Source organism: Variovorax sp. GW531-E2 (genome assembly GCF_059423125.1).
Genome location: NZ_JBWKXQ010000008.1, coordinates 3,480 through 26,729, shown reverse-complemented (window position 1 = coordinate 26,729; position 23,250 = coordinate 3,480). Strand labels below are relative to the sequence as shown.

24 protein-coding genes are annotated in these 23,250 nt (G+C 70.5%); 10 read left to right on the top strand and 14 right to left on the bottom strand.

Translation table 11 applies throughout. The features are described 5' to 3' along the window. Position 1: 1 nt before the first annotated feature. Complete coding sequence (locus AC07XP_RS07565; protein WP_056572218.1) at positions 2-928, top strand: LysR family transcriptional regulator; 927 nt, start codon at positions 2-4, stop codon at positions 926-928. Then, positions 925-1,917, top strand: a complete 993-nt coding sequence (locus AC07XP_RS07560; protein ID WP_495264267.1) for a Bug family tripartite tricarboxylate transporter substrate binding protein — start codon at positions 925-927, stop codon at positions 1,915-1,917. Before AC07XP_RS07565 ends, AC07XP_RS07560 begins: the two co-directional genes overlap by 4 nt. On the opposite strand, the gene AC07XP_RS07555 is transcribed toward AC07XP_RS07560, so the two are convergent. Further along, the gene (locus AC07XP_RS07555) at positions 1,914-3,035 is read right to left on the bottom strand and encodes a hypothetical protein (protein WP_495264266.1); all 1,122 of its coding nucleotides are present in this window, start codon (positions 3,033-3,035) and stop codon (positions 1,914-1,916) included. The two genes, AC07XP_RS07560 and AC07XP_RS07555, sit on opposite strands and share 4 nt — an antisense overlap. Before the next feature lie 44 nt (positions 3,036-3,079). After that, positions 3,080-3,640 (bottom strand): putative glycolipid-binding domain-containing protein, encoded by a 561-nt coding sequence (locus AC07XP_RS07550; protein WP_495264265.1) that lies wholly within the window; start codon positions 3,638-3,640, stop codon positions 3,080-3,082. A gap of 63 nt (positions 3,641-3,703) precedes the next feature. On the opposite strand from AC07XP_RS07550, the gene AC07XP_RS07545 reads away from it, so the two are divergent. Then, positions 3,704-4,321 carry a YiiX family permuted papain-like enzyme gene (locus tag AC07XP_RS07545; RefSeq protein ID WP_495264264.1) on the top strand — a complete coding sequence of 206 codons (618 nt, stop codon included), beginning with the start codon at positions 3,704-3,706 and terminating at the stop codon, positions 4,319-4,321. A gap of 6 nt (positions 4,322-4,327) precedes the next feature. On the opposite strand, the gene AC07XP_RS07540 is transcribed toward AC07XP_RS07545, so the two are convergent. Both AC07XP_RS07540 and AC07XP_RS07535 read right to left on the bottom strand, forming a co-directional pair. Further along, complete coding sequence (locus tag AC07XP_RS07540; RefSeq protein ID WP_095949631.1) at positions 4,328-4,606, bottom strand: contact-dependent growth inhibition system immunity protein; 279 nt, start codon at positions 4,604-4,606, stop codon at positions 4,328-4,330. Between the two features lie 20 nt (positions 4,607-4,626). After that, entirely contained in the window at positions 4,627-5,478 is an 852-nt protein-coding gene (locus AC07XP_RS07535; protein ID WP_495264263.1) for an RNase A-like domain-containing protein, read from the bottom strand. 169 nt (positions 5,479-5,647) lie between these two features. On the opposite strand from AC07XP_RS07535, the gene dinB reads away from it, so the two are divergent. Next, entirely contained in the window at positions 5,648-6,832 is a 1,185-nt protein-coding gene (gene dinB, locus AC07XP_RS07530) for a DNA polymerase IV (protein WP_495264333.1), read from the top strand. A 7-nt stretch (positions 6,833-6,839) separates the two neighbouring features. After that, complete coding sequence (locus AC07XP_RS07525; RefSeq protein WP_495264262.1) at positions 6,840-7,523, top strand: TIGR02117 family protein; 684 nt, start codon at positions 6,840-6,842, stop codon at positions 7,521-7,523. A gap of 6 nt (positions 7,524-7,529) precedes the next feature. On the opposite strand, the gene AC07XP_RS07520 is transcribed toward AC07XP_RS07525, so the two are convergent. Beyond that, positions 7,530-8,594, bottom strand: a complete 1,065-nt coding sequence (locus AC07XP_RS07520; RefSeq protein WP_095949634.1) for a purine-nucleoside phosphorylase — start codon at positions 8,592-8,594, stop codon at positions 7,530-7,532. Positions 8,595-8,696: 102 nt separating this feature from the next. Between AC07XP_RS07520 and AC07XP_RS07515 the strand changes: the two genes are divergently transcribed. Next, a complete protein-coding gene (locus tag AC07XP_RS07515; protein WP_495264261.1) occupies positions 8,697-9,854 on the top strand; it encodes a DNA topoisomerase IB in 1,158 nt (385 codons plus the stop codon). On the opposite strand, the gene AC07XP_RS07510 is transcribed toward AC07XP_RS07515, so the two are convergent. Continuing rightward, a complete protein-coding gene (locus tag AC07XP_RS07510; RefSeq protein ID WP_095746526.1) occupies positions 9,800-10,480 on the bottom strand; it encodes a hypothetical protein in 681 nt (226 codons plus the stop codon). The genes AC07XP_RS07515 and AC07XP_RS07510 overlap by 55 nt on opposite strands. A gap of 180 nt (positions 10,481-10,660) precedes the next feature. Beyond that, positions 10,661-10,840, bottom strand: coding sequence for a DUF3606 domain-containing protein (locus AC07XP_RS07505; protein ID WP_062477985.1), 180 nt, complete (start codon positions 10,838-10,840; stop codon positions 10,661-10,663). A 181-nt stretch (positions 10,841-11,021) separates the two neighbouring features. On the opposite strand from AC07XP_RS07505, the gene AC07XP_RS07500 reads away from it, so the two are divergent. Then, positions 11,022-11,489, top strand: a complete 468-nt coding sequence (locus AC07XP_RS07500) for a nuclear transport factor 2 family protein (RefSeq protein WP_495264260.1) — start codon at positions 11,022-11,024, stop codon at positions 11,487-11,489. On the opposite strand, the gene AC07XP_RS07495 is transcribed toward AC07XP_RS07500, so the two are convergent. The 3 genes from AC07XP_RS07495 to AC07XP_RS07485 are packed head-to-tail and all read right to left on the bottom strand — an operon-like array spanning position 11,452 to position 16,322. Then, positions 11,452-12,951, bottom strand: coding sequence for a class I adenylate-forming enzyme family protein (locus tag AC07XP_RS07495; protein ID WP_495264259.1), 1,500 nt, complete (start codon positions 12,949-12,951; stop codon positions 11,452-11,454). The genes AC07XP_RS07500 and AC07XP_RS07495 overlap by 38 nt on opposite strands. Before the next feature lie 3 nt (positions 12,952-12,954). Beyond that, the gene (locus AC07XP_RS07490) at positions 12,955-13,941 is read right to left on the bottom strand and encodes a Bug family tripartite tricarboxylate transporter substrate binding protein (protein ID WP_495264258.1); all 987 of its coding nucleotides are present in this window, start codon (positions 13,939-13,941) and stop codon (positions 12,955-12,957) included. 44 nt (positions 13,942-13,985) lie between these two features. Further along, positions 13,986-16,322, bottom strand: a complete 2,337-nt coding sequence (locus AC07XP_RS07485) for an acyl-CoA dehydrogenase family protein (protein ID WP_495264257.1) — start codon at positions 16,320-16,322, stop codon at positions 13,986-13,988. 144 nt (positions 16,323-16,466) lie between these two features. Between AC07XP_RS07485 and AC07XP_RS07480 the strand changes: the two genes are divergently transcribed. From AC07XP_RS07480 to AC07XP_RS07470, 3 genes are read left to right on the top strand one after another with little or no spacing between them, the layout of a single operon-like run. Then, a complete protein-coding gene (locus AC07XP_RS07480; protein ID WP_062479773.1) occupies positions 16,467-17,249 on the top strand; it encodes a citryl-CoA lyase in 783 nt (260 codons plus the stop codon). Between the two features lie 5 nt (positions 17,250-17,254). Beyond that, entirely contained in the window at positions 17,255-18,418 is a 1,164-nt protein-coding gene (locus AC07XP_RS07475) for an acyl-CoA dehydrogenase family protein (protein ID WP_495264256.1), read from the top strand. Positions 18,419-18,428: 10 nt separating this feature from the next. Further along, entirely contained in the window at positions 18,429-19,790 is a 1,362-nt protein-coding gene (locus AC07XP_RS07470; RefSeq protein WP_495264255.1) for an MmgE/PrpD family protein, read from the top strand. Positions 19,791-19,796: 6 nt separating this feature from the next. Here AC07XP_RS07470 and AC07XP_RS07465 read toward each other — a convergent pair whose 3' ends face one another. The 4 genes from AC07XP_RS07465 to AC07XP_RS07450 all read right to left on the bottom strand — a co-directional run. Beyond that, entirely contained in the window at positions 19,797-20,504 is a 708-nt protein-coding gene (locus AC07XP_RS07465) for an arylmalonate decarboxylase (protein ID WP_495264254.1), read from the bottom strand. 1 nt (position 20,505) lies between these two features. Then, the gene (locus tag AC07XP_RS07460) at positions 20,506-21,513 is read right to left on the bottom strand and encodes a Bug family tripartite tricarboxylate transporter substrate binding protein (protein ID WP_495264253.1); all 1,008 of its coding nucleotides are present in this window, start codon (positions 21,511-21,513) and stop codon (positions 20,506-20,508) included. A 76-nt stretch (positions 21,514-21,589) separates the two neighbouring features. Continuing rightward, positions 21,590-22,744, bottom strand: coding sequence for a mandelate racemase/muconate lactonizing enzyme family protein (locus AC07XP_RS07455; protein ID WP_099795467.1), 1,155 nt, complete (start codon positions 22,742-22,744; stop codon positions 21,590-21,592). Between the two features lie 115 nt (positions 22,745-22,859). Next, the coding region (locus tag AC07XP_RS07450) for a LysR substrate-binding domain-containing protein (RefSeq protein ID WP_495264252.1) at positions 22,860-23,250 on the bottom strand (391 nt) is incomplete at its 5' end.

The following is a 23,250-nucleotide window of genomic DNA, read 5'->3' as shown; positions in this document are numbered from 1 at the left end:
TATGGACATACGCGCCCTGAGGTACTTCGTGGCCGTGGCCGGCACCGGCCACATGACGCGCGCCGCCGAGCAGCTGGGCATCCAGCAGCCGCCGCTGAGCCTGCAGATCAAGGCGCTGGAGCGCGAGCTGGGCGTGCTGCTGTTCAAGCGCCATCCGCGCGGCGTGGCGCTCACCGACGCCGGCCGGCTGTTCCAGGCCGAGGCGCTGCGCATGCTGCAGGACATGGAGGCCATGAAGCAGCGCATGGCGCGCGTGGCCCAGGGCCAGACCGGCACGCTGGCGGTCGGCTTCACCAGCTCGGCCGCCGCGCACCGCTTCATGCCCGAGGCGCTGCGCGCCTTTCGCCGCGCGCACCCCGGCGTGGAGCTGCAGCTGCGCGAGGACAACGCCGCCGAGCTCACCGAGGCGCTGGCCGCGGGCCGGCTGCACTGCGGCCTGCTGCGCGTGCCCGTGGCGCGGCCCGAGGGGCTGGTGTTCGAGACGCTGCTGCGCGAGCCGGTGTGGGTCGCGATGCCGAGCGACCACCGCTTTGCAACTGCTGCAAATGGCAAGAAGCCGGCGAAGCCACTGTCGCTGTCGAAACTCTGCGAAGAAGGCATCATCCTCGTGCGCCGTCCGGGCGCGCCCGGCCTCTATGCCGAGCTGCTCGCACTGTGCCACGCACAGGGCCTGCGCCCGCGCGTGGTGGCCGAAGTCGATCGCATGATGACCAACCTGAACCTCGTGGCCGCGGGCGTCGGCCTGTCGGTGGTGCCGACCTCGATGACCGGCGTGCACGCGCACGCCATCGCCTACACGCGGCTGGCCGACGGCGGCCAGCTCGACGCGCCGCTCACGCTGGTGTCGCGCGCCGACGAAGACAACCTGCCGGCGCGGCACTTCGCGGCGCTGCTGCGCGGGCTGGCCGAGGGAAACGCTGCCGCATGACCGTGCCGCTGTTGCGCCGCCACTTCCTGCAACGCATCGGCTTCGCGGCTGCGTGCGCGTTGCCGCACCTGTCGCACGCCGCCTCGTCGCCCTGGCCCAGCCGCCCCGTGCGCCTGATCGTGGTCTACCCGCCGGGCGGCGTGAGCGACGGCATGGCGCGCGCGCTGGCCGAGCCGCTGGCGCAGTCGCTGGGCGTGCCGGTGCTCATCGAACACCGCGCCGGTGCGGGCGGCAGCCTGGGCATGGATGCGCTCGCACGCGCCACGCCCGACGGCCACACGCTGGCCTTTTCCGCCATCAGCCCGCTCACCCTGCACCCGCTGCTCGCGCGTGCGCCCTACGACCCGCTGCGCGCCTTCGTGCCCGTGGCCAGCGTGATGCGCACGCCGGTGCTGGTCGTGGGCACGCCGGCCTTCGCGGGCCGCGGCTTTGCAGAACTGATCGCGCTGGCGCGCCGCCAGCCCGGCGCGGTGCGCTGGGCCACCTCGGGCGTGGCCACCATCGGCCACATGGTGCTCGCGCAGGTGCGGCTGCAAAGCCGCACCGACATCACCCACATCCCCTACCAGGGCGGCGGTCCGCAGCTCAACGATGCGCTCGGCGGGCAGTTCGAGGTGCTGTCGACCAACGTCGCGGCGCAGCAGCTGCAGTACATCGAGGGCGGCCGGCTGCAGGCGCTGGCGGTCGGCGCGCCCGCACGCATCGAAGCCTTGCCAGCGGTGCCCACGCTCGCGGAGCTGGGCTACGAGAAGGCGAACCGCGATTCGCTCTTCGGCATCTTCGCGCCCGCGCGCACGCCGGCGGCGGTGGTGCAGCGCCTCAACGCCGAGATCAACCGGCTGCTGCAAGGCGACCCGCTGCGCGCGCGCCTGCGCGAGGCCTACAACCTGCCGGCCGGCGGGAGCAACGAGGACTTCGCGCAGGAGATTGCGGCCGATCGGCGGCGCAACCGCGCGCTGGTGGCGGGGGCGCGGGCGCAGTTCGACTAGGGCTGCGCGGCCACCCAGCCGAAGCCCGCGTACCAGGGGCTGAAGCGCGCTGGGCGCTGTTCGATGTCGACCTGCTTCACCGCGCTGGCCAGTGCGGGCGACACGTTGCGCAATGCCGTCACGGTCCATGCGCGGTCGAGCTGCTTGAGCAGGCGGGCCTCGCAGCCGGGGCTCTCGCGCAGGCCGACGGGTGCCAGGCCCAGCTGCACGGCGACATGCCCCTGCGCGGCGGCGCGTTCCCAGAGCACGCGCCGGCGCTCGGAGCCCAGCAGCGTCAGCTGCCGCAGTTCGTACGTGCCGGCCGGCAGCACGCCGGGCACGGCGTTCACCTGCAAGCGCACGTCCTTGCCCAGGCCGTTCCGGTCGGCCCCGAAGAGCCACTCGAAGTGATCGGTGGGCACCTGCGCCTGGATCGCCATCAGGCAGGGCGCGGGCAAGGGTTGCGTGCCCCGCAGCGTCTGGCGCGTGAGCACCATCAGCTCGGCGGTCTTCGACACCAGCGACAACGGGACCGGTGCCTGGTCACCCGCCAAGATCTGCGCGTCGACCGCGGCAGGCAGCGCCGGCACGGTGGCGGCGTTGGCCGCGTGCGCCAGCACCTGCGGGAACAGCACGGGGATCGTCCTGCCGTTGCCGAAGGTCTCGCCCGTGGCGATCTCCAGGCGATCGGCGGTCAGGCGGTAGTAGCTCGGCAGCGTCGCCTCGACGTCGTAACCGCCGCGGCGCGTGGTGACGCGTTGGTAGAACTCGCGCGATGTGCTTTTCAACAGCGGCTGCAGTGCGCGCACCAATTCCTGGCGCTGCGCGTCGCTGACAGCGTTCAGATCGATGCGGATGCGGTTCGACGGGTAGGTGAAGAGCTTGGCCATGCCTCGCTCAAGTTCCGCGGGGTCGGGCCCGCGCGTCACGTAGAGAACGAAGCCGCCCACCAGCGCGGCAATGCAGGTCCCCCACGTGAAGTAGCTCGTGAACTTGCGAAAACGGTCGGCGGCCCGCGAAGTGCCCATCCACCCCGCCAGCACCTCCCGGACGCCAAAGAGAACGACGCCGAGAACCAGGACGCCGAACATCAGCAGCACCACGGTGGCTGCATTGAAGGCGAAACTCAAAAAGCCCATGCCGCTGCGTTCAGGCGCAGCGCCCGACAACTCCAAGCAACGGGTCAGTCCTCCGCGCGCCAGAGCCGCGGATAGTCGCTCACGAACCCGTCCGCCGTGACGCCCAGCACCTCCGCATAGTCGAAGCGCTTGGCCTGGTACGCGTACGTGCTGTCGCTTCGCCGTTCATAGCGCTGCATCAGCTCGCTGAGCCCGCCGTCTTCGATGTCGACCCAGGCCGCCGGTGCGTCGGCGCTTTCGCCGGGCGCGAGGTTCAGGCGGCGCAGTTGCAGCAGGTTGGTGGCGGGGGTGAAGCCCAGGTCGAGGTCGACGCAGTGCGACATGTCGGACACGGCTTCGTCGTTGAGCTTCCAGTGGCCGCGCGCGTCGCGCGTGATCGACAGGTCGATGGCCGACTCGCCGAGCCAGCCGCGCACCGTGCCCCATTGCGTGTGCCAGAGCAGGTCGCAGCGCACGCGGTAGTGCAGCTGGGCGATGCGTCCGCCCTCGGTGCGGAACACCGCCGCGCCGTCGAGCTGCCAGGCCGAGGCGTTGCGTTCGAGGCGGCAGGCATCGTGGCCCGGTGCATCGAGCCTGCGCCAGAGGATGGAGGCGACGGTTTGCATATGGCGCGGATCATGGCACCGGCATGCCGCGGGGCGCAAGCGGCATCCCGCAAAATGCCCTGCATGTCGAAAGCCCTTTACACGTCGCTGTCTGCCCTTTTCACCCTCCTGGCAGCCGGCGCAGGCCACGCGGCCACCCCACTGAAAGACGGCGACATCATCTTCCACACCTCGCGCTCGGCGCAAAGCCTGGCCGTGCAGCGCGCCACGGGCTCGCGCTACAGCCACATGGGCATCGTGCTGCTGCGGGAGGGCAAACCCTACGTGTTCGAGGCGGTCTCGACGGTGCGCTACACGCCGCTGGCGCAATGGACGGCGCGCGGCAACGGTGGGCGCTACGTGGTGAAGCGGCTGCGCGATGCCGACACGCGGCTCACGCCCGGCGCCGTGGCGCGCCTGCATGCGCGCACCTCGGACTTCGCGGGCCGCCCCTACGACCTGACCTTCGAATGGTCGGATTCGCGCATCTACTGCTCGGAACTGGTGTGGAAGCTCTACGACCGCGCACTGGGCGTGCGCATCGGCGAGCTGCAGAAGATCCGCAGCTTCAACCTCGCCGACCCGGCCGTGCGCGCCAAGATGCGCGAGCGCTACGGCGACGCCGTGCCGATGGACGAGCCGGTGATCTCGCCGGTAGCGATGTTCGACTCGCCGCTGCTGGTGACGGTCGAATCGCGCTGAGCAGCGTCAGCGCACCGCCGCCAGCACGCTGTCGAGAAACTGTTTCGCCGGCGTGCCGAAATCTTCAGGGATGTAGTCGCGCGAGAAGTCGCGCGCAAACGCCGCTTCGAGGTCGTCGTGCGAACCGAGGTAGTCGGCGATCTCGGCGCGCAGCGCGGCCAGCTCGGCCTCGGTGCTCGACTCGCGGTACGAGGCCATGATCTCGGCGCCGGTTTCGCCGAAGAGGATGTCGGCGTCCTGGCCGAAATAGACCTTGGTGAGGTGGTCGATCAGTTCGAATCGCATCGTGGGGTCGTGAGAAAAAATCAGAACGGATGGGCGGTGAGGATGTAGAACGGCTTGCCGTTGTACGTGCGCATGTTCAGCGTCACGCGCACCTTGGAGAGTTGGCTCACGGCGGTGCTGCCGCGCTGCACGCCGATGCCGACCACGGTGCCGATGTCGTGCTCGAAGGCCACGGGCTTGGAGCCCACCGCCGCGGAGCGCGACCACGCGCGAATGGCCCGTGCGTTGGCGCGCACGGTCTGGCTGATGGCCGACTCGGCCGTGGCGAGGTCGAAGAACGACGACGAACGCTGCAGGCTGGGCTTCTTCGCGAAGCGGTCGAACAGCTCCTGCGCCGACTTGCCCACGTGCTCGCGGATGGTGTGGCCGCCGGCCTTGGAGCCCGCGATGCCCTCGTGCTCGATGAGGCGCACGGGCTCGAGCTTGAAGCGGCTCGCACGCACCGCGATCACACGCGATGCGGCCAGCCCGCCGGCCACGAAGAGCGGCACCGCCACGTCGACCGCGAGCCCCACCTGCGCGCCCGTTTCGGGCGAGGCGCCCAGCGCCTGCGCGGTGGCGTCGGCGGTGAGCGCGGTGGCGGTGCGCTGCGTCTGGCCAGTCCAGATCTGGCGCGCGGCCGTGGCGGTGACGTCGCTGCCGTGCGCGCCCAGCACCACGCAGCCGACCTTGCTGGCCATGGTGGGCTCGGGCGCCACGCACAACACGCCGGCGCCGACCAGTTCGATCACGCCGCCGATCAGCGCCGCCGTGCCCCAGAGCCGGTTGCTGAGGCTGGCCGACTCGGGCACGTCTTCGCCGCCGAGCACCGCCGCCATCTGCACCGGCGTCAGCGCGACCGACAGGCCGCCTTCCACCTCGTCGTCACCCATCGTGCATTCCTTTCCGTTCGCCACCTGCGTGGGGATTGAAATTCCGCCGCATTCTTGCACGCGACACCGGGGCGGGCGAACATGCCCGGAGAGCGAGACAATTGTCACCGTGAGTTTCCAGCCCGCGCCGCCCCCGGCCCCTCCGATCCGCCGCATTGCCCACCTCGACATGGACGCGTTCTACGCGTCCGTCGAGCTGCTGCGCTACCCGCAGCTCAAGGGGCTGCCGGTGGTCATCGGCGGCGGGCGGCGCCGCGTCGACGAGGCGATCCGCGAACTGCCCGAGGGCGCCACGCTGGCCGACATTCCGATCGAGGCCTTTCCGCGCCTGAAGGACTACACGGGGCGCGGCGTGATCACCACCGCCACCTACCCCGCGCGGCAGTTCGGCATCGGCTCGGCCATGGGGCTCATGAAGGCCGCCAAGCTGTGCCCGCAGGCGCTGATCCTGCCGGTCGACTTCGACGAGTACCGGCGCTTCTCGCGCACCTTCAAGCAGGTGATCCTGGACATTGCGCCGCTCATGGAAGACCGCGGCGTGGACGAGGTGTACATCGACTTCACCGACGTGCCCGGCGGCCAGCGCGACGGCGGGCGCTCGCTGGCGCGGCTGATCCAGAAAGCGATCTTCGACGCCACGGGCCTCACGTGCTCGATCGGCGTGGCGCCCAACAAGCTCATCGCAAAAATGGCCAGCGAGTTCGAGAAGCCCAACGGCATCTCGGTGGTCTACGAGCACGATCTCGAAAGCCGCATCTGGCCCCTGCCCTGCCGCAAGGTGAACGGCATCGGCCCGAAGGCCGACGAAAAACTCAAGCGCTTCGGCATCGAAACCGTGGGCCAGCTGGCGGCGCGTGAGCGCGGCTGGCTCATCGACACCTTCGGCAAGGCCACCGGCGCGTGGATGCACGAAGTGGCCTGGGGCCGCGACAACCGCCCCGTGGTGACCGAGAGCGAGCCCGTGTCGATGAGCCGCGAGACCACCTTCGAGCGCGACCTGCACGCCGTGCGCGACCGCGCCGAGCTGGGCGCGATCTTCACGCACCTGTGCGAAAAGCTGGCCGAAGACCTGCAGCGCAAGGGCTACGTGGGTAAGACCATCGGCATCAAGCTGCGCTACGACGACTTCAAGATCGCCACGCGCGACCAGACCATCGACCGCTTCACCGACGACGGCAAGACCATCCGCCAGGTCGGCGGCCAGTGCTTGAAGCGCGTGCCGCTGGAGCGGCCGCTGCGCCTCTTGGGCGTGCGCGTGGGCGCGCTGGCCAAGGCCGGCAGCCCCGAGGCGTTGGCGCCCGCTGGCAACGCTCGCAGCGCGGCGCCGGTGGCGACCACGGCGTCGCTCTTCTGACACCACCATGATTCGACGCTGGCTGAGACGCATCGCCCTCACCCTGCTGGGATTTCTGCTGGCCATCACGCTGTACGTGGCGGTGGCCTGCGTGCTGGTCTTCCTGCCGGCCAACGCGAAGCCGCCGGCCGAGCCTGCGACCGTCGAGGCCTGGGTGCTGAGCAACGGCGTGCACACCGACCTGGTGTTTCCGGTCCGCTCGGCCACCGTCGACTGGCAGCAGCTCTTTCCGCTGTCGGACTTCAAGGCGCCGCCGCCCGATGCCGAGTTCGTCGCCATCGGCTGGGGCGACCGCGAGTTCTACCTGCACACGCCGACCTGGGGCGACCTGACGGCCGCACGCGCCTTCGGGGCGCTGTCGGGTGGCAACCGCTCGCTGCTGCACGTGACCTACCTGCAGCGCGCGCAGTTGCGGCGCGGGGCCTACAAGCTGCCGCTCTCGCAGGCGCAATACGCGCAGCTCGTGGCCTACGTGCGCGCCACGCTGCCCTCAGGCCGCGCCACGCCGATCGCGGACGCGCACTACGCGAGCGACGATGCTTTCTACGAAGCCCAGGGCAGCTACCACCTGTTCGAGACCTGCAACACCTGGACCGGCCGCGGCCTGCGCCAGGCGGGCGTCACGGTGAGCCGCTGGACGCCCTTCGACTTCAACGTGACGTGGCACCTGCAGCCCGTGCTGCAGCCCTGACGATCTTCAGGGCTTGGGCACGCCTGCCGACCAGGTGGGCCAGTTCTTCACGATGTGGTCGACCACGCGCGTGCCCACCAGCGCGATGTTCTCCACCGTCTCGGCAAAGCCGCCCGCCGTCTCGCCCGGTGCCGGGTCCAGGTGCTGCAGCGTGCTTTCCTTCGGGTGGCCCTGGTCGAAGTTGACCGCGCCACGCAGGCTCATCACGCGGTCGGTGCCGTGGGTGCGCTTGATCACGAGGGTGATGGCGGCGGCTTCCATCTCGGTGATCACGTAGTCGTCGGCGCCATACAGCTTGGCGATGTACTGCGCCTGCTTCGACATGCCCGGGCCGTGGAAGAAGGTGTCGCCCGTCATGTGCGTGCCGGTGCCCACGAAGGGGGCGCGGCGCGCGGCGGCGTCGGGGTAGCGCAGGCGGTACTTGCGCGCCGATTCCGCGTCCTTGAGCGGCGTGTCGGCCGACAGCTTCATGGCCCAGCCGACGAGGTCGGGGTTGAGCTTGAAGCGGCGGTACTCCTCGTAGCCCTTGCGCGGCATGAAGGTGGGTTCGCCGGGCTTGTTCTCTTCGGGGGCCCAGCGGTGGCCGAGGTCGTAGTCGACCAGCCAGGTGGCCCAGCTCACCTCGCCGATGGTGCCGCGCTGGGGCGGCGTGCCGGCCACGCCGGAGATCACGTAGTAGGCCTGCGAGAAGTCGAACTTCGGGTTCAGCAGGATGGCCTGCATCGACGACGACGAGTTGACCTTGCCCATGCCCAGCACCGCGCCGCACACGCCGTCGGCGTTGCAGTACACGGGCTGCAGCGCGCCGGGCACGGCCACGGGCGTCGCGCCCTTCCAGTAGCGCTCGTACCAGTGCTGGAACTCGCCGGCGCGGTCGCCGGTGTTCTGGCCGATCTCGAACATGGCGGCCACGAACACCTTCACCTTGACGGGGGCGCCGGCGGGGGCGGCGGCAGCGCGCGTGTCGGCCGTGGGCGAGGTGGAGGCACAGGCCGTGGCGAGCAGCACGGCGCCGCACAGCGCCAGGCCGCGGCTGCCCAGGGAGAAGCGACGGGAGTTCAGGAGGGACATGGGTGGAATCCGAAGAGAAGGAAGGAAAGGAAAGCGCGCCTCGGCAACAGCGTGCGGCGTCCTACACCGCACGATTGTCGATGCTGGCACAAGCGCGATGTCATGCCTTCGATGCAAACCCCATGCCGGCCCGCACCGGCTGCCACCTCGGCGCTGGCCGGCGGGCTGGTCTACGTGAACCCCGGCATGCCGGGCATCCGCCGGCTGAAGTGGGGCGACGGCTTTCGCTACCGCGACGCGCACGGCCGCTGGCTGCGCGATGCCGACGCGCTCGCGCGCATCCGCAGCCTGGCGATTCCGCCGGCCTACACCGAGGTGTGGATCTGCCCGCTGCCACAGGGCCACCTGCAGGCCACGGGCCTGGACGCGCGCGGCCGCACGCAGTACCGCTACCACCCCGACTGGCGCACGCTGCAGGACGGCACCAAGTTCGAGCGCCTCGCGGCCTTCGGGCGCGCCCTGCCCCGTTTGCGCGCCCGCGTGGCGCGCGACCTGCGCGCCGGCACCCGGACACCCGGGCGCGCGCAGGTGATCGCCACGCTGGTGCGCCTGCTCGACACCACGCTGCTGCGCGTGGGCAACGAGGCCTACGCCAGCAGCAACGGCTCGTTCGGCCTCACCACGCTGCGCAACCACCACGCGGCGGTGCAGGGCTCGGCGCTGCGGCTGCGCTTTCGCGGCAAGAGCGGCGTGACGCACGAGGCCCGCATCGACGACCCGCGCGTGGCCCGCGTGGTGCGCCAGTGCCAGCAACTGCCGGGACAGGCGCTGTTCCAGTACACGGACGAAGCGGGCGAGGTGCGCGGCGTGTCGTCCAACGACGTGAACGACTACATCGCCGACGCCACCGACACAGGCAAGGGCAACGGCGAGCGCTTCACCGCCAAGGACTTCCGCACCTGGCACGGCACGGTGCAGGCGCTGGAGCTCACGCGGCGGGCCTGTGCCTGGGAGGGCGAGCGCCGGCCCGGCGCCAGGGACATCCTCGCGGCCGTGGCGCGGCAGCTCGGCAACACGCCGGCGGTCTGCAAGAAAGCCTACGTGCACCCGGCCGTGCTGGCGCTGGGCGAGGCGCTGGCGCGCGAGGACGACACGGCGGCGACGGGCACGCTGCTGGAGAAGATCGCGGCCCGTGCCGCCACGGCCGGCCCGGCGCGCGGCCTAGTGGCGGCGGAGCGGCGATTGCTCGCCTTCCTGCGGACGCCTCAGCCCGCGGCGAGGGCGAAGCGCACGGTGTCGGCGTCGAGCAGCACGGCGTAACCGAGGTCTTCGGCCAGGTTCTGCAGCGCCACGGTGTCGATGGCCAGGGCGCGCGGCGCGCGGTGGGCGTCGAGCACCGCGTTCGCGCCGCCGGCCTCGCGCACCCGGGCGTGCAGGCGCAGCGCGTCGGTGCCGTCGGGCTCGATGCGGATGGTGCCGGCCTCGTCCGCGCCGTCGTGCAGATAGCCCAGCGCGCCCAGGAACAGGTAGCGCAGCGCGGCGGCATTGGGCCAGCGCGGCTCGTCGTCCTGCGGGGCGGCGAGCGCCTCGTCGACCTCGAGCGCCACGCCGTGCAGGTCGAAGGCCGAGCGCATCAGCGTCATGCACTGCGCCACCAGCGCGCTGCGCGTGATGCCGTCGTCGGTGGTGGCCAGTTCCCAGTCGCGCAGCGAGCGGATCGCGGCCACCAGCTCGGACACCTGGCTGTCGATGAGGTTCACCCGCTCCTCGCAGGCCGCGGGGTCGACGGGGTCGGCCGCCACCTGGCGCTTGAGCATCAGCACCGCCATGCGGATCACCGAGACGGGCGCCGTCATGTCGTGCCGCAGCGCCGGCAGGGCGCGCGTGAGCAGCTCATGGCGCACGCCGGCCGCAATCCAGCTGCGGGCGCTGGGAGACGACTTCATCGCGACGCAGCGGCCCGCAAGGGCGCGCGGCCCGTGGGACGAGAGGCGGCAGGGAGCACGGTCAAGGCAGGATTCCTGAAGGCGGGAACAAGGCCACGAGTATCGGCCCCGCTCCGCGCCGCGGCTGTAGGAGCCTGCCTACGCGCGCCCTGCCCGCCGGGCCGCACCTGCAGCGCGCGCTCAGGGTTTGCCGAGGTAGGTGCGCACGTCCTTCACCTCGACCCCGGCGGCCGCGACGGCCGAGCGCAGCTGCGCCTCGGTCACGCCCAGCGTCTGGGTCCAGTAGCGAACCTCGTGCAGTTCGTTGACATTGATGCGGGCCGCATCCTGCGGTCCGCGCTTGCTCAGGTCATCGGCCATGGCGTGGATTCCTTGTTGAAGGCCCCCACGATGCGGCCTGCACGGCGCATCGGCTGGCGGACAGCAGCGCGGCTCCTTGCAGGATAAGTCCGAGAGCGCGTTGCAGATGTCCGGAAGCAGCGGGCCGGCGCAACGCGGCGCCCCTATCGTCGCCGCTCCTTCACTTCATCCGCCGCACCCCATGACCCCCGAGCAGAACAAGCGCGCCGTCGTCGACGCCTGGAAGGCCTTCGCCAGCCGCGACCCGCAGCGCGTGCGCGCCGCCTTCACCGACGACGCCGAATGGCTGGCGCCCAAGGACAACGCCACCGGCGTGGCCCTGGGCTTCACCGACCACATGATCGGGCCTCAGACGATCGTGCGCTTTCTCGTCGAAGAGTTTCCGAAGCTGTTCGTGGCCGACGTGTCGGTGGACTTCACCCACCTGCTCTGCGAAGGCGACACCGTGGTACTGGAGATGCGCCTGCAGGCCACGCTCGCCAACGGCCGGCACTACGACAACGACTACTGCTTCATCCTCGAGCTGCGCGAGGGCCGCATCGCCCGCATGCGCGAGTACATGGACACGCAGAAGGGGCGCCGCAGTGTCATCGGCGACCTTCCTGCGAATCTCAGGGCTGCCGGGCCCGTGATTGCAGTTCCCGCTTGAGCAGCTTGCCGTTGGCGGTGGTCGGCATCGCCTCGATCACCTCGATGCGCGCGGGCCGCTTGTAGGGCGACAGGTGCTCGGCCAGATGCGTGCGCAGCGCCGCTTCGTCGAGCACCGCGCCAGGGTTCAGCTCGACGAAGGCGACGATCTGCTCGTTGCCGTCGGCCTCGGGCACGCCGACCACGGCGCACAGGTGCACGCCGGCGAAGCGCCCGATCACCGCCTCGACCTCGGCCGGGTACACGTTGAAGCCCGAGCGGATGATCATTTCCTTCAGCCGCCCCACCACGAACAGCGCACCGTCGGCGTCGAAGCGGCCGAGGTCGCCGGTGGCGTACCAGCCGCCCGGGCGCATCACCTGCGCGGTGGCGGGCGCGTCGCGGAAGTAGCCCAGCATCAGGCCCGGGCCGCGCAGCCAGATCTCGCCGGTGTCGCCGGATGCAGCCTCCGTGCCCTCGGGCGTGACGATGCGCCCCTCGCCGCCTTCGACCACGTAGCCGGCCGAGGTGTCCGCGCGCGGCGCCTCGGTGCGCGTGAGGAACACCGAGCCCGCGTACTCCGACAGGCCGTAGCCGTAGTGCAGCGGCTGGCCGAACAGCCGCTCCACGCGCTGCTTGAGCGCCGGATCGAGCGGCGCGGAGCCGGTGTACACGTAGCGCAAATTCGGAAAGCGCGGCGCCAGCTGCTGCGCCTCGATGTGCGCCAGCAGCCGCGCGTACATGGTCGGCGGCCCGAGCAGGTTCGACACCTGCCCGTGCGCCAGCGCCTCGAGCATGTCGGCCGGCGAGAAGCTGCCGCGCAGCACCAGCGCGGCCCCGCCCGTGAGCGCGGCCATCAGCACGGTGCCGATGCCGAAGATGTGGGTCATCGGCAGGAAGGCGTAGACGCGGTCGCGCGTGTCGAGCGCGCGCACCGCCGCCGACACGCGGCCGAAGTGCAGCAGCCCGCGGTGCGACACCATCACGCCCTTGGGCGTGCCCGAGGTGCCCGAGGTGAAGATGATCGCGGCGGCATCGGCGAGCGCCGCATCGGGCTCGGGGCGGGCCTCGGCGCGCGCGGCAGTGAACATCACGCCGGGCAGCGTGGCCGGCACGGCCGACGCACGCTGCGCATGCGTGCGCGCCGCGTCGGACGCATCGGTGGTGAAGCCACACAGGCGCGCGTCGGCGCGCTCGGCGATGGCCGCGATCTCGCCCGGCGACATGCGCGCGTTGACGCCGCACGACCACGCGCCCACGCGGCTGCAGGCCAGCAGCAGCGCGATGTGGGCGGCGCAGTTCTCGGCCACCAGCAGCACGCGGTCGGTCGGCCGCACGCCGGCGGCGAGCAGGTCGTTCGCGGCGGTCTCGACCATGGCCTGCAGTGCGCGATAGGTGGTGGTGCCGTCCAGTTCGTGGAGGAACACCGCGTCCGGCGTGCGGGCCGCGCGGTCTTCGAGCAGGTGATGAATGCGGGGGGGCATCGGCTATTCCGCCTCGATGCCCTTGGAGGCGCTGGCCCACAGCTTGCGGTCCGACACGCCCTTGGTCGCCAGCACTTCCGGCGCGCCCGTCCAGACCTCGTAGCCCTGCTCGCGCAGGCGGTGCGCGATGTCCTCGCGGGCCAGCATCTTCTGCGCCGCGGCGTTCACGCGCGCCACCAGCGCCGGGTCCATGCGCGCCGGGCCGTACAGGCCGAACCAGCCGCCCACGTCGTAGCCGGGCACGCCCGACTCGATCATGGTCGGCACGTCCGGCAGCATGCGGTTGCGCTGGCGCGAGGTGACGGCCAATGCACGCAGCTTGCCCGACTGGATGAAGGGCCGCGAGGTGGCGATGATGTCGAACATCATCGGCACGGTGCCGGCCATCACGTCGGCCAGCGCCGGGGCGCTGCCCTTGTAGGGCACGTGCGTGAGCTGCACGCCGCTCATCTTCTCGAGCAGCGCGCCGCTCAGGTGGTTCGACGCGCCCACGCCCGCCGAACCGTAGAACAGCTTGCCGGGCTTGGCCTTGGCATAGGCCAGCAGCTCGCCCACGTTGCGCACCGGCAGGTCGTTGTTGACCACCAGCACGTTGGTGTAGTCGACCAGCGGCGCCAGCGGCGTGAGGTCCTTCATCGGGTCGAAGGGCATGCTGCGCTGCACGTTCGGGTTGATGGTGATGGTCGGGCTCGCGCCGAAGAACAGCATCGCGCCATCGGGCGGCGCCTTGGCCACGGCGTTGCCGCCGAGCGAACCGGCGGCGCCGGGCCGGTTGTCCACGATCACCTGCGTGCCCAGCTCCTGGCCCAGCGCGGGCGCCAGCAGGCGCGCGGCGCCATCCACCGGCCCGCCGGCCGAATAGCCCACCACCAGCTTGATGAGCGGCGGCAGCGGCTGCTGCGCGAAGGCGCGGTGCGGCAGTGCGGCGAGCGCCGCGCTGCCCGCCAGCGCGGCCATGAGCTGGCGGCGCGAAAGTTCGAGGGATTGCATGAGCGTTGTCTCCAGTTGTGTATTTCTTTGGCGGCTCACATCGCTCAGGCCGGCAGGTCTAGAACCTGTCGCGCGAGGATGTTGCGCTGGATCTCGTTCGTGCCGCCGTAGATCATGGCGGCGGTGGAACCGATGAGCGGCGAGAGCACGTTGAAGCTCTGGCCGTCGAGCACCTGGTCGCCCGCGACCGCGCCCTGCTCTTCGCCGGCTTCGACCAGCAAGGCACCGATGCGGTGGTAGGTCTCGCTGGCCCAGATCTTCAGCAGCGACACCGAGGCCGGCAAGGGCTTGCCCGCGCGCACGATGTCGGCAAAGCCCGTGTAGGCGGCCGACAGGTCGAGCACGTCGAGCCGCAGCGCTGCGAAGCGCTGCGCGAACACCGGGTCGGCGAACAGGCGCCGTGCCTGCCCGAGCCGCGCCAGCTGGCCCAGCGCGTACTGCGACTGCTTGGGGCTGCCCAGGAAGATGCGCTCGAAGCCCAGCAGCGCCTTCGCAATCGTCCAGCCGCCGTGCAGCCGGCCCACGAGGTTGTCGGCCGGCACGCGCACGTTGTCGAAGAACACCTCGCAGAACTCGGGCTCGCCCGCCAGCGTGTGGATCGGCCGCACCGTGACGCCCGGCGTGCGCAGGTCGCACAACAGGAAGCTGATGCCCTCCTGCTTGCGCGCGCCCTTGTCGGTGCGCACGAGCATGAAGATGTGGTTGGCGTCCTGCGCGAGCGTGGTCCAGATCTTCTGGCCGTTGACGACGAAGTGATCGCCCTGCGCGTCGCGCCCGGCCACCGCCTCAGTGCGCAGGCCGGCCAGGTCGGAGCCGGCATTGGGCTCCGAATAGCCCTGGCACCACACGTGCTCGCCGCTCAGGATGCGCGGCAGGAAGCGCTGCTGCTGTTCGGGCGTGCCGTGCTGGATGAGCAGCGGGCCGATCATCACGATGCCCTGGTCGGGCGCGCGCGCCACGCCGTGCTGCTCCAGCTCCTCGATCCACGCGATGAGCTTCTCCGCCGGCAGGCCCATGCCGCCGTGCGACTGCGGCCAGGCCGGCGCGATCCAGCCCTGCGCCGAGAGCGTGAGGTACCAGTCGCGCATCTCGCTCCAGCGCGCGCGGTGCGACAGGTAGCGCAGGTGCGCCGGATAACGCTGCTGCAAAAAGCCACGCACCATGCGGCGGAACTCGGCCTCGGGCATGGCGGACCAGTCGGTGGTGCGCGCGAGGAACTCGCCGTTCCAGGCTGCAGCACTGCTCGCAGCAGCTTCAGCTTCGCCAGTCAGCGCGGCATGCCGGCGCTGGTGCGCCGTGGCATTGCCCAGCCACGCTGACAGGCACAGCACGCGCTTGTAGAACAGGCTCAGGTCGCACTCCTGCGTGTAGCCGATGGCCCCATGCAGCTGCACCGCCGCGCGCGACGCCTGCAGCGCGGCAGTGGTGCAACGCGCGTTGACACGGCTGGCCTCGGCTTCGAGCCGGTCAGAAGGCAAGGTGCCGTCGCTTGCCAGCGCGAGCACCTCGTTGAGCGTGGCCTGCGCCACCTCGAGGTGGATGAACATGTCGACGCTGCGGTGCTGCAGCGCCTGGAAGCTGCCGATGGCCTTGCCGAACTGCGAGCGCGTGCGCAGGTAGGCCAGCGTCTGCGCCAGCATCGCCTGCCCCGCGCCGAGCAGCTCGGCCGCCTGCAGGATCTGCCCGGCCGCGAGCGCCTGGCGCAGCGCCTCCTGCGCGGCCGGTCCGCTGGCCAGCACGGCGTCGGCCGGCAGCACGACCTCTTCGAAGCGCAGGTTGGCTGCCTGGCTGCCATCGACCAGCGGCACGATCGTCTCGCTCACGCCGGCTGTGCCGCGCGGCACCCACAGCAGCACGGCGTCGTCCTCGCCGCGCGCCGACACCAGCCAGCCGCTGGCGGCGGCACCGGGAAGCACCATGAGCTTGTCGCCCTGCAGCAGCACGCCGCCCCCCTGACCCGCGCGCGCCTCGCAGCCGCAGGCCAGCGGCACGGCGCTGAGGTCGCCCGCGCTTTCCTGCCACGCCAGCGCGGGCAGGCTGCGGCCTGCCACCAGCTCGGCCAGCAGGGCACGCGCCGCCGGCGTGTCGAGCCGCGCCAGCAGCAGCGCGCTCAGGCCCGCCACCGCCAGCAGCGGCTCGGGCGTCGCATGTTCGCCGGCCGCGCGCAGGATCTCGGCGGCGCCGTCGAGCCCCAGTGCGAGGCCGCCGGCCGCTTCGGGCGCCAGCATGCCGGGCCAGCCGAGCGCAGCGATCTCGCCCCAGCCGTTGGCCTCGTCGGCCTGCGGGTGTTCGGTGCGAGCGCGGCGTCGCGCGGTGGCGCCGCTGCGGGTGAAGTAGTCGAGCGCCGCTTCGCGCACGGCCAGGAGTGAGTCGGAATCCATCGCGCTGTCTGCCTTTTCTTTTCCGTTGCAATGACGGATCGCAGCGTGCCCGAAGACCCCGCCGGCGGGCATTCGCGATTGCGGAAGGGAGGGTTTCGCAATCACTGAGCGCCTGCGGGCGCGTGCGGGGATAGATTTGCGGCCATGACAAAGATCAAGAAATCCCTGCACACCGACCTCGGCCACAGCACGCCCGACAAGATCACCGTGCGCGGGCGCGACCTGCCCTCGGAGATCCTCGGCCACCTCAACCTGGGCGACATGGCCTTCCTGGAGTTGACGGGCCGCATCCCGACGCCGCAGGAGTCCGTGACCTTCAACGCCATCGTCGTCACGCTGGTGGAGCACGGCGTGACGCCCAGCGCGCTGGCCGCGCGGCTCACCTATGCCGGCGCGCCCGAAGCCCTGCAGGCCGCCGTGGCCGCCGGCCTGTGCGGGCTGGGCACCGTGTTCGTGGGCAGCACCGAGGGCGCCGCGAAGATGCTGTACGAGGCCATTCCCTTCGGCGAGAAGCCGAGCCGTCCGCTGGCCGACATGGCGAAGGACATCGTGGCCGACCACCGCGCGCGCAAGATCATCGTGCCGGGCCTGGGCCATCCGCTGCACAAGCCGATCGACCCGCGCACGCCGCGCCTTTTCCAGATCGCGGCCGAGAACGGCCTGTCGAGCCACTACGTCGCGCTGATGCAGGCGGTGCAGGAAGAGGCCGAGCGCGTGTCGGGCAAGTCGCTGCCGATCAACGCCACGGGCGCCATCGGCGCCATTGCCGCCGAGTTCGGCTTTCCATGGAAGATCATTCGCGGCTTCGGCGTGATGGCGCGCGCCATCGGCCTCGTGGGCCACATCCTCGAGGAGATCGACGACCCGATGGCCATCGAGATCTGGCAACGCGTCGAAAAGGAAGCGGGCGGCCCCCGCCAGGACTGAAGCACATGATGATCGCTACCGACAACCGTTTCCCCGACATCCGCGACGCCGTGCGCGACCTGTGCGCGCAGTTTCCCAACGAGTACTTCCGCAAGGTCGACGAGGCACGCGGCTACCCCGCCGAGTTCGTCGACGCACTCACCCAGGCCGGCTGGATGGCTGCCCTGATTCCGCAGGAGTACGGCGGCTCGGGCCTGGGCCTGACCGAGGCCTCGGTGATCATGGAAGAGATCAACCGCTGCGGCGGCAACTCGGGCGCCTGCCACGGCCAGATGTACAACATGGGCACGCTGCTGCGCCACGGCAGCGAGGCGCAGAAGCGCCAGTACCTGCCGAAGATCGCCAGCGGCGAGCTGCGCCTGCAGTCGATGGGCGTGACCGAGCCGACCACCGGCACCGACACCACGAAGATCAAGACCACCGCCGTGAAGAAGGGCGACCGCTATGTCGTCAACGGACAGAAGGTGTGGATCTCGCGCATCCAGCATTCGGACCTGATGATCCTGCTGGCGCGCACCACGCCGCTGGCGGACGTGAAGAAGAAGTCGGAAGGCATGTCGATCTTCATCGTCGACCTGCGCGAATCCATCGGCAAAGGCATGACGGTGCGCCCCATCCTCAACATGGTGAACCACGAGACCAACGAGCTGTTCTTCGAGAACCTCGAGATCCCGGCCGAAAACCTCATCGGCGAGGAAGGCCAGGGCTTCAAGTACATCCTCGATGGCCTCAATGCCGAGCGCACGCTGATCGCGGCCGAGTGCATCGGCGACGGCTACTGGTTCATCGACAAGGTCACGGCCTACACGAAGGACCGCGTGGTGTTCGGCCGCCCCATCGGGCAGAACCAGGGCGTGCAGTTTCCGATTGCCGAAGCCTTCATCGAGACCGAGGCCGCCAACCTGATGCGCTACGAGGCCTGCCGCCTGTTCGACGCGCGCCAGCCTTGCGGCGCGCAGGCCAACATGGCGAAGTACCTCGCGGCCAAGGCGAGCTGGGAGGCGGCCAACGCCTGCCTGCAGTTCCACGGCGGCTTCGGCTTTGCGTGCGAATACGACATCGAGCGTAAGTTCCGCGAGACGCGGCTGTACCAGGTGGCGCCGATCTCGACCAACCTCATCCTGAGCTACGTGGCGGAGCACATGCTCGGCCTGCCACGCTCGTTCTGAAGGACTGCACATGAACGCCATCGACCACCCCAGCAAGGTGCTCGCGACCTTCGCGGCCGAGCTGAAGTTCGCCGACATTCCCGCGCCCGTGCTGCGCCGCACCGAAGACCTGATGCTCGACTGGCTCGGCTCGGTGCTCGCGGCCCGCACGGCGCGGCCGATACGCAGCATCGAGCGCTTCGCGCAGATGATGGGCCCCGCTGAAGGCCCGAGCGAAATCCTCACCTCGCGGCGCACCAGCTCCCCGCTGTTCGCGGCGATGGTCAACGCGGCGGCCTCGCACTACGTGGAGCAGGACGACGTGCACAACGGCTCGGTGTTCCACCCCGCCGCCGTGGTCATCGCACCCGCACTCGCAGTGGCACAGAGCCTCGGTGCCAGTGGTGCGCAACTGCTGACGGCCGTGGTCGCGGGCTACGAGGTGGGCATCCGCGTCGGCGAGTTCCTCGGCCGGTCGCACTACCGCACCTTCCACACCACGGCGACGGCGGGCACGCTCGCGGCAGCCGCGGCCGTGGGACGCCTGCTCGACCTGTCGCCGCAGCAGATGCTGCATGCCTTCGGCTCGGCGGGCACGCAGTCGGCCGGTGTGTGGGAGTTCCTGCGCGACGCGGCCGACTCGAAGCAGCTGCACTGCGCGCACGCGGCGGCCAGCGGGCTGATGTCGGCCTACCTCGCGCAGGACGGCTTCACGGGCGCGGCCAAGATTCTCGAAGGCGCGCAGGGGCTGGGCGTGGGCATGTCGAGCGACGCCGATCCCGCGAAGCTCACCGACGGCCTGGGCACGCGCTGGACGCTGGCCGAGACCTCGTTCAAGTACCACGCCTCCTGCCGCCACACGCACCCGGCCGCCGACGCGCTGCTGCAGGTGATGGAACAGAACCAGCTGAAACCAGCAGACGTGTCCCGGGTCACGACCCACGTGCACCAGGGTGCCATCGACGTGCTGGGCCGCGTGACGGTGCCCGCCACGGTGCACCAGGGCAAGTTCTCGATGGGCACGGTGCTGGGCCTCATCGCCGTGCACGGCCGCGCGGGCCTGGGCGAGTTCGACCGCGACTTTCTCTCGCCCGAGGTCTCGGCCTTCCGCGAGAAGGTGACGATGGCGCTGGACGACGAGGTCGACACCGCCTACCCCGCGCGCTGGATCGGCAAGGTCAGCGTCCACACCGCCGACGGCCGCAAATTGGCCGGCCGCGTCGACGAGCCCAAGGGCGACCCCGGCAACAGTCTGAGCCGCGCCGAGATCGAGGACAAGATGCAACGCTTGGCGCACTACGGCGAAGGCGCGACGGCCGACGAAGCGAAGGCGCTGTGCGAGCGCGTCTGGCAGCTGGCCGGCACGGCCCGCGTGGGGCGCTGGCTCGGTTGAGGCCGGTCAGGCGAACAGCCGGCCCTGCCCCGGCGAACGCGCATCGAGCCCGGCGGTGCGCACGAGGTCCCAGAAGCCCGCGGGCGAGCTGGACACCACGGGCACCCGCAGGCGTGCCTCGACCTCGCGCACGGCATCGAGCGTGACGAGGCCGCCGCACGAGATGAGGAGGCCGTCGGCGCCGGGCTGGTCGTCGAACACCTTCAGGCACAGGTCGACCAGCACCTCGGTCGACACCTGGCCCACGGCCTGCACGTCGGAGATGGCCAGGCCCTCGAGTGCCAGCGGTTCGAAGTCGCTCTGCTCGAGGTAGGTGCGCAGCTGCGTGTTGACCTCGTCGATGTAGGCGGTGGCGACGGCCACGCGCCGCACCTTCAAATGGCGCAGGCCCGCAAGGATGGCGTCGCTCATCGTCGTGCAGGGCAGGCCCGTGGCCTGTTCCATCTCGCGCTTCAGCTGGCGGGTGAAGGCCACGCCGCGAAAGAAGCTCAGCGAGGTGCCCATGAGGGAGACGGCGCTGGCGCCTTCCGCCTTGAGTTCCAGCGCCTTGCCGATGACCGAGTCGATCACCTCGGTGTAGCCGCGCGTGGAGATTTCGCCCAGGCCCAGGCCCTTGGCGCTGAAGCGGATGCGGTCGCCATAGAGCAGCGGGCCGTCGACCGGCACGGCGCTGGCTGCGGGAGGAACGATGAGGCCGAGATGGGGCTGCGTCACCTCAGTTCCCCTCCGCCACGATGCGTTGGTCCGTGATGATGCGTTTCCATCGCGTCGTTTCCTCCGCCATGTCCTTGCCCAGCTGGGCCGGCGTGGCGTAGGCGCGCAGCGTGCCTTGTGCAGCGGCGGCGGTGCCCGTCTCGGGCATGTCGAGCACGGTCTTCACGGCGGCCGAGAGCTTGTCGACGACATCGTTGGGCGTGCCCGCCGGTGCGAGCAGGAAGATGCGCGGCGCCACGTCGAAGCCCGGCAATGCGTCGGCCAGCGGTGCGACGCTTTCGGCGCCTTCAAGCTTGGCGTTGTTCAGCAGCGCGAGTGCGCGCAGCTTGCCGGCCTTCGACTGCGCCATGGCGGCGGTGGCGCTCACCACGCCCAGCGGCACCTGGCCGCCGACCACGTCGGGCACGATCTGCGCCGCGCCGCGGTAGGGCACATGCACCACGAACGCGCCGGTGGATTGCTTGAGCATCTCGAAGCCCAGGTGCTGCACGGTGCCGACGCCCGACGACGCGTAGGAGTAGCGGCCCGGGTGCGCCTTGAGTTCCTTGACGAGTTCGGCGGGTGTCTTCGCGGGAAAGTCGTTGCCCGCGACGATCATCAGCGGCGACACGAAGGCACCGGCCACGGGCTTGAAGCTGGTCAGCGGATCGATCGCGATCTTCGGCTGCAGCAGCTTGGCGATGAGCAAGGCGCTGTCGCCCATCATCAGCGTGTAGCCGTCGGGCGGCGCCTTGGCGACGAGGTCGGCCGCGATGAGGCCGGTGGCGCCGGTGCGGTTTTCGACCAGCACCTGCTGGCCCAGCACCGCGGGCAGGCGCGCGCTGAGCATGCGCGCGACCGCGTCGACGCCGCCGCCGGCCGAGTAGCCGACGACGATGCGGATGGGCTTGTCGGGAAACTTCTGCGCCCACGCGGCGGGTGCGGCGGCCAGCAGGCCGGCCAGGGCCAGGGTGGCCTGCAGGGCATGCCGGCGCGATGGCCGCTTGGCGTCTGTTCTTCTGTCGTTCATCTTGTCTCCGTGGTGGTCGGGATGCGCCGGCCGTCTGCGCGGCCTGGTCGTGGTCGGAAGTGTCGTCGGGTGGCGCTCAGGCCTTGCCTTTCCCGTGCGAGGTCGGCAGCTTCGCGAGCTCGCGCACGCGCTCGGCGTTGGGCGTGAAGCCCAGGCCCGGCGCCTCGGGCAGCGTGAGCCAGCCCTGGTCAGGCACGGGCAGGCCGTCGAAGATCTGCTTGAGCATCTGCACCGCGACGTAGTGGTACTCGACCAGCCCGCCGTTGGACACGCCCGCGTGCAGGTGCATGTTGTGGAAGGGCCAGGCGCCGCCGTTGTCGATGGGCACGTTGAAGGCCGCGGCCATGCCCGCGATCTTCAGGCACTGCGAGTAGCCGCCCGAGATGGTCACGTTGGGCTGCAGCACGTCGGCCGCCTGGTTCACCAGCAGGTCGCGAAAGCGAAAGGCCAGGCCCTCGTTCTGACCGCAGGCCAGCGGAATGCGCGTGCGCGCGCGCAGCTGGGCCATCTGGCGCACGTCGTTCTGCGTGAGCGGCTCCTCGAAGAAGCTGATGCCGTAGGGCTCGATGCGGTGCGCGAGTTCGGTGGCATGGAACAGGTCGAGGCCGCAGTTGGCATCGACGTACAGCTTGACGTCGGGGCCCACGGCCTCGCGCACGGCGGCCACGCGGCGCACGTCTTCGGCAATGACTTCGTCGAGCGGACGCGGCTCGTCGCGGCGCGCCAGCGCGTGGTTGCCCACGGTCATCTTCAGGCGATTGAAGCCTTGCGACACCCACAGCTTGGCGGCGGCAGCGAGCTGGTCGCGCTCGAAGAAGCCGAAGCCGAAAGTAGCGTACACCGGCACCTTGGCGCGCGCGCCGCCGAAGAGGCGCCACAGCGGCTGGCCCAATGCCTTGCCCTTCAGGTCCCACAGCGCGATGTCGAGCGCGGCGATGGTGTGGCTCGCATAGCCGGTCTGGCCGCGCGGCGAGAGCAGCCAGTAGAGCTTCTCCCACAGGCGCTCGGTGGCCATCGGGTCTTCGCCGATCAGCGCGGGGCCGGCCACTTCGCGCACGGCGGCGGCAATGATTTCTTCTTCGGTGATGGCGGTCATGCCGTGGCCGACGAGGCCGGTGTCGGTCTCGATCTCGGTGAGGCACAGCGACAGCGAGGTCTGCTTGTTCAGGCCGACCACGTCGATGGTCACGGGGATGTTCAGCGGCGTGGCGCTGACGCGGATGATCTTCAAGGGTGTCTCCTTTGGTGTGCCCGCATCTTTGCGCGAGGGCCGCAGGAGAACAATTCGTTTTTGGCGAGTTCGAGCCTTCGCGCGGCGCGAAGGCTCGCCGCCCCACGCCCTCGGATCAGTCGGGGCGGCCGAGGTGTTCGAGCACCGAGCGCGCGGCGGCCGTGAGCTCCTGCTGGCGGCGCACGCACAGCAGGTGGCGGCGCAGCGCCCAGGGCGCGTCGAGCTTGAGGCAGCGCAGCTTGAGGATCTGCAGCTGCGGCAGGATGGCCGCATAGGGCAGCACGCCGATGCCCACGCCCTGCTCCACCATGCGGCAGACCATGTCGAAGCTGCCCACCTGCATGCGCACCTTGAGCGGCACCTGGGCCTCGAGCGCGGTGGCCAGCAGCACGCGGTGCAGCGCCGTGCCTTCGCGCACCACGATATGGTCGTGGCGCAGCACCTCCTGCACATCGATGCGCTTGCGGCGCGCCAGCGGGTGGTCGCGCGCGACCACTACCGCCAGC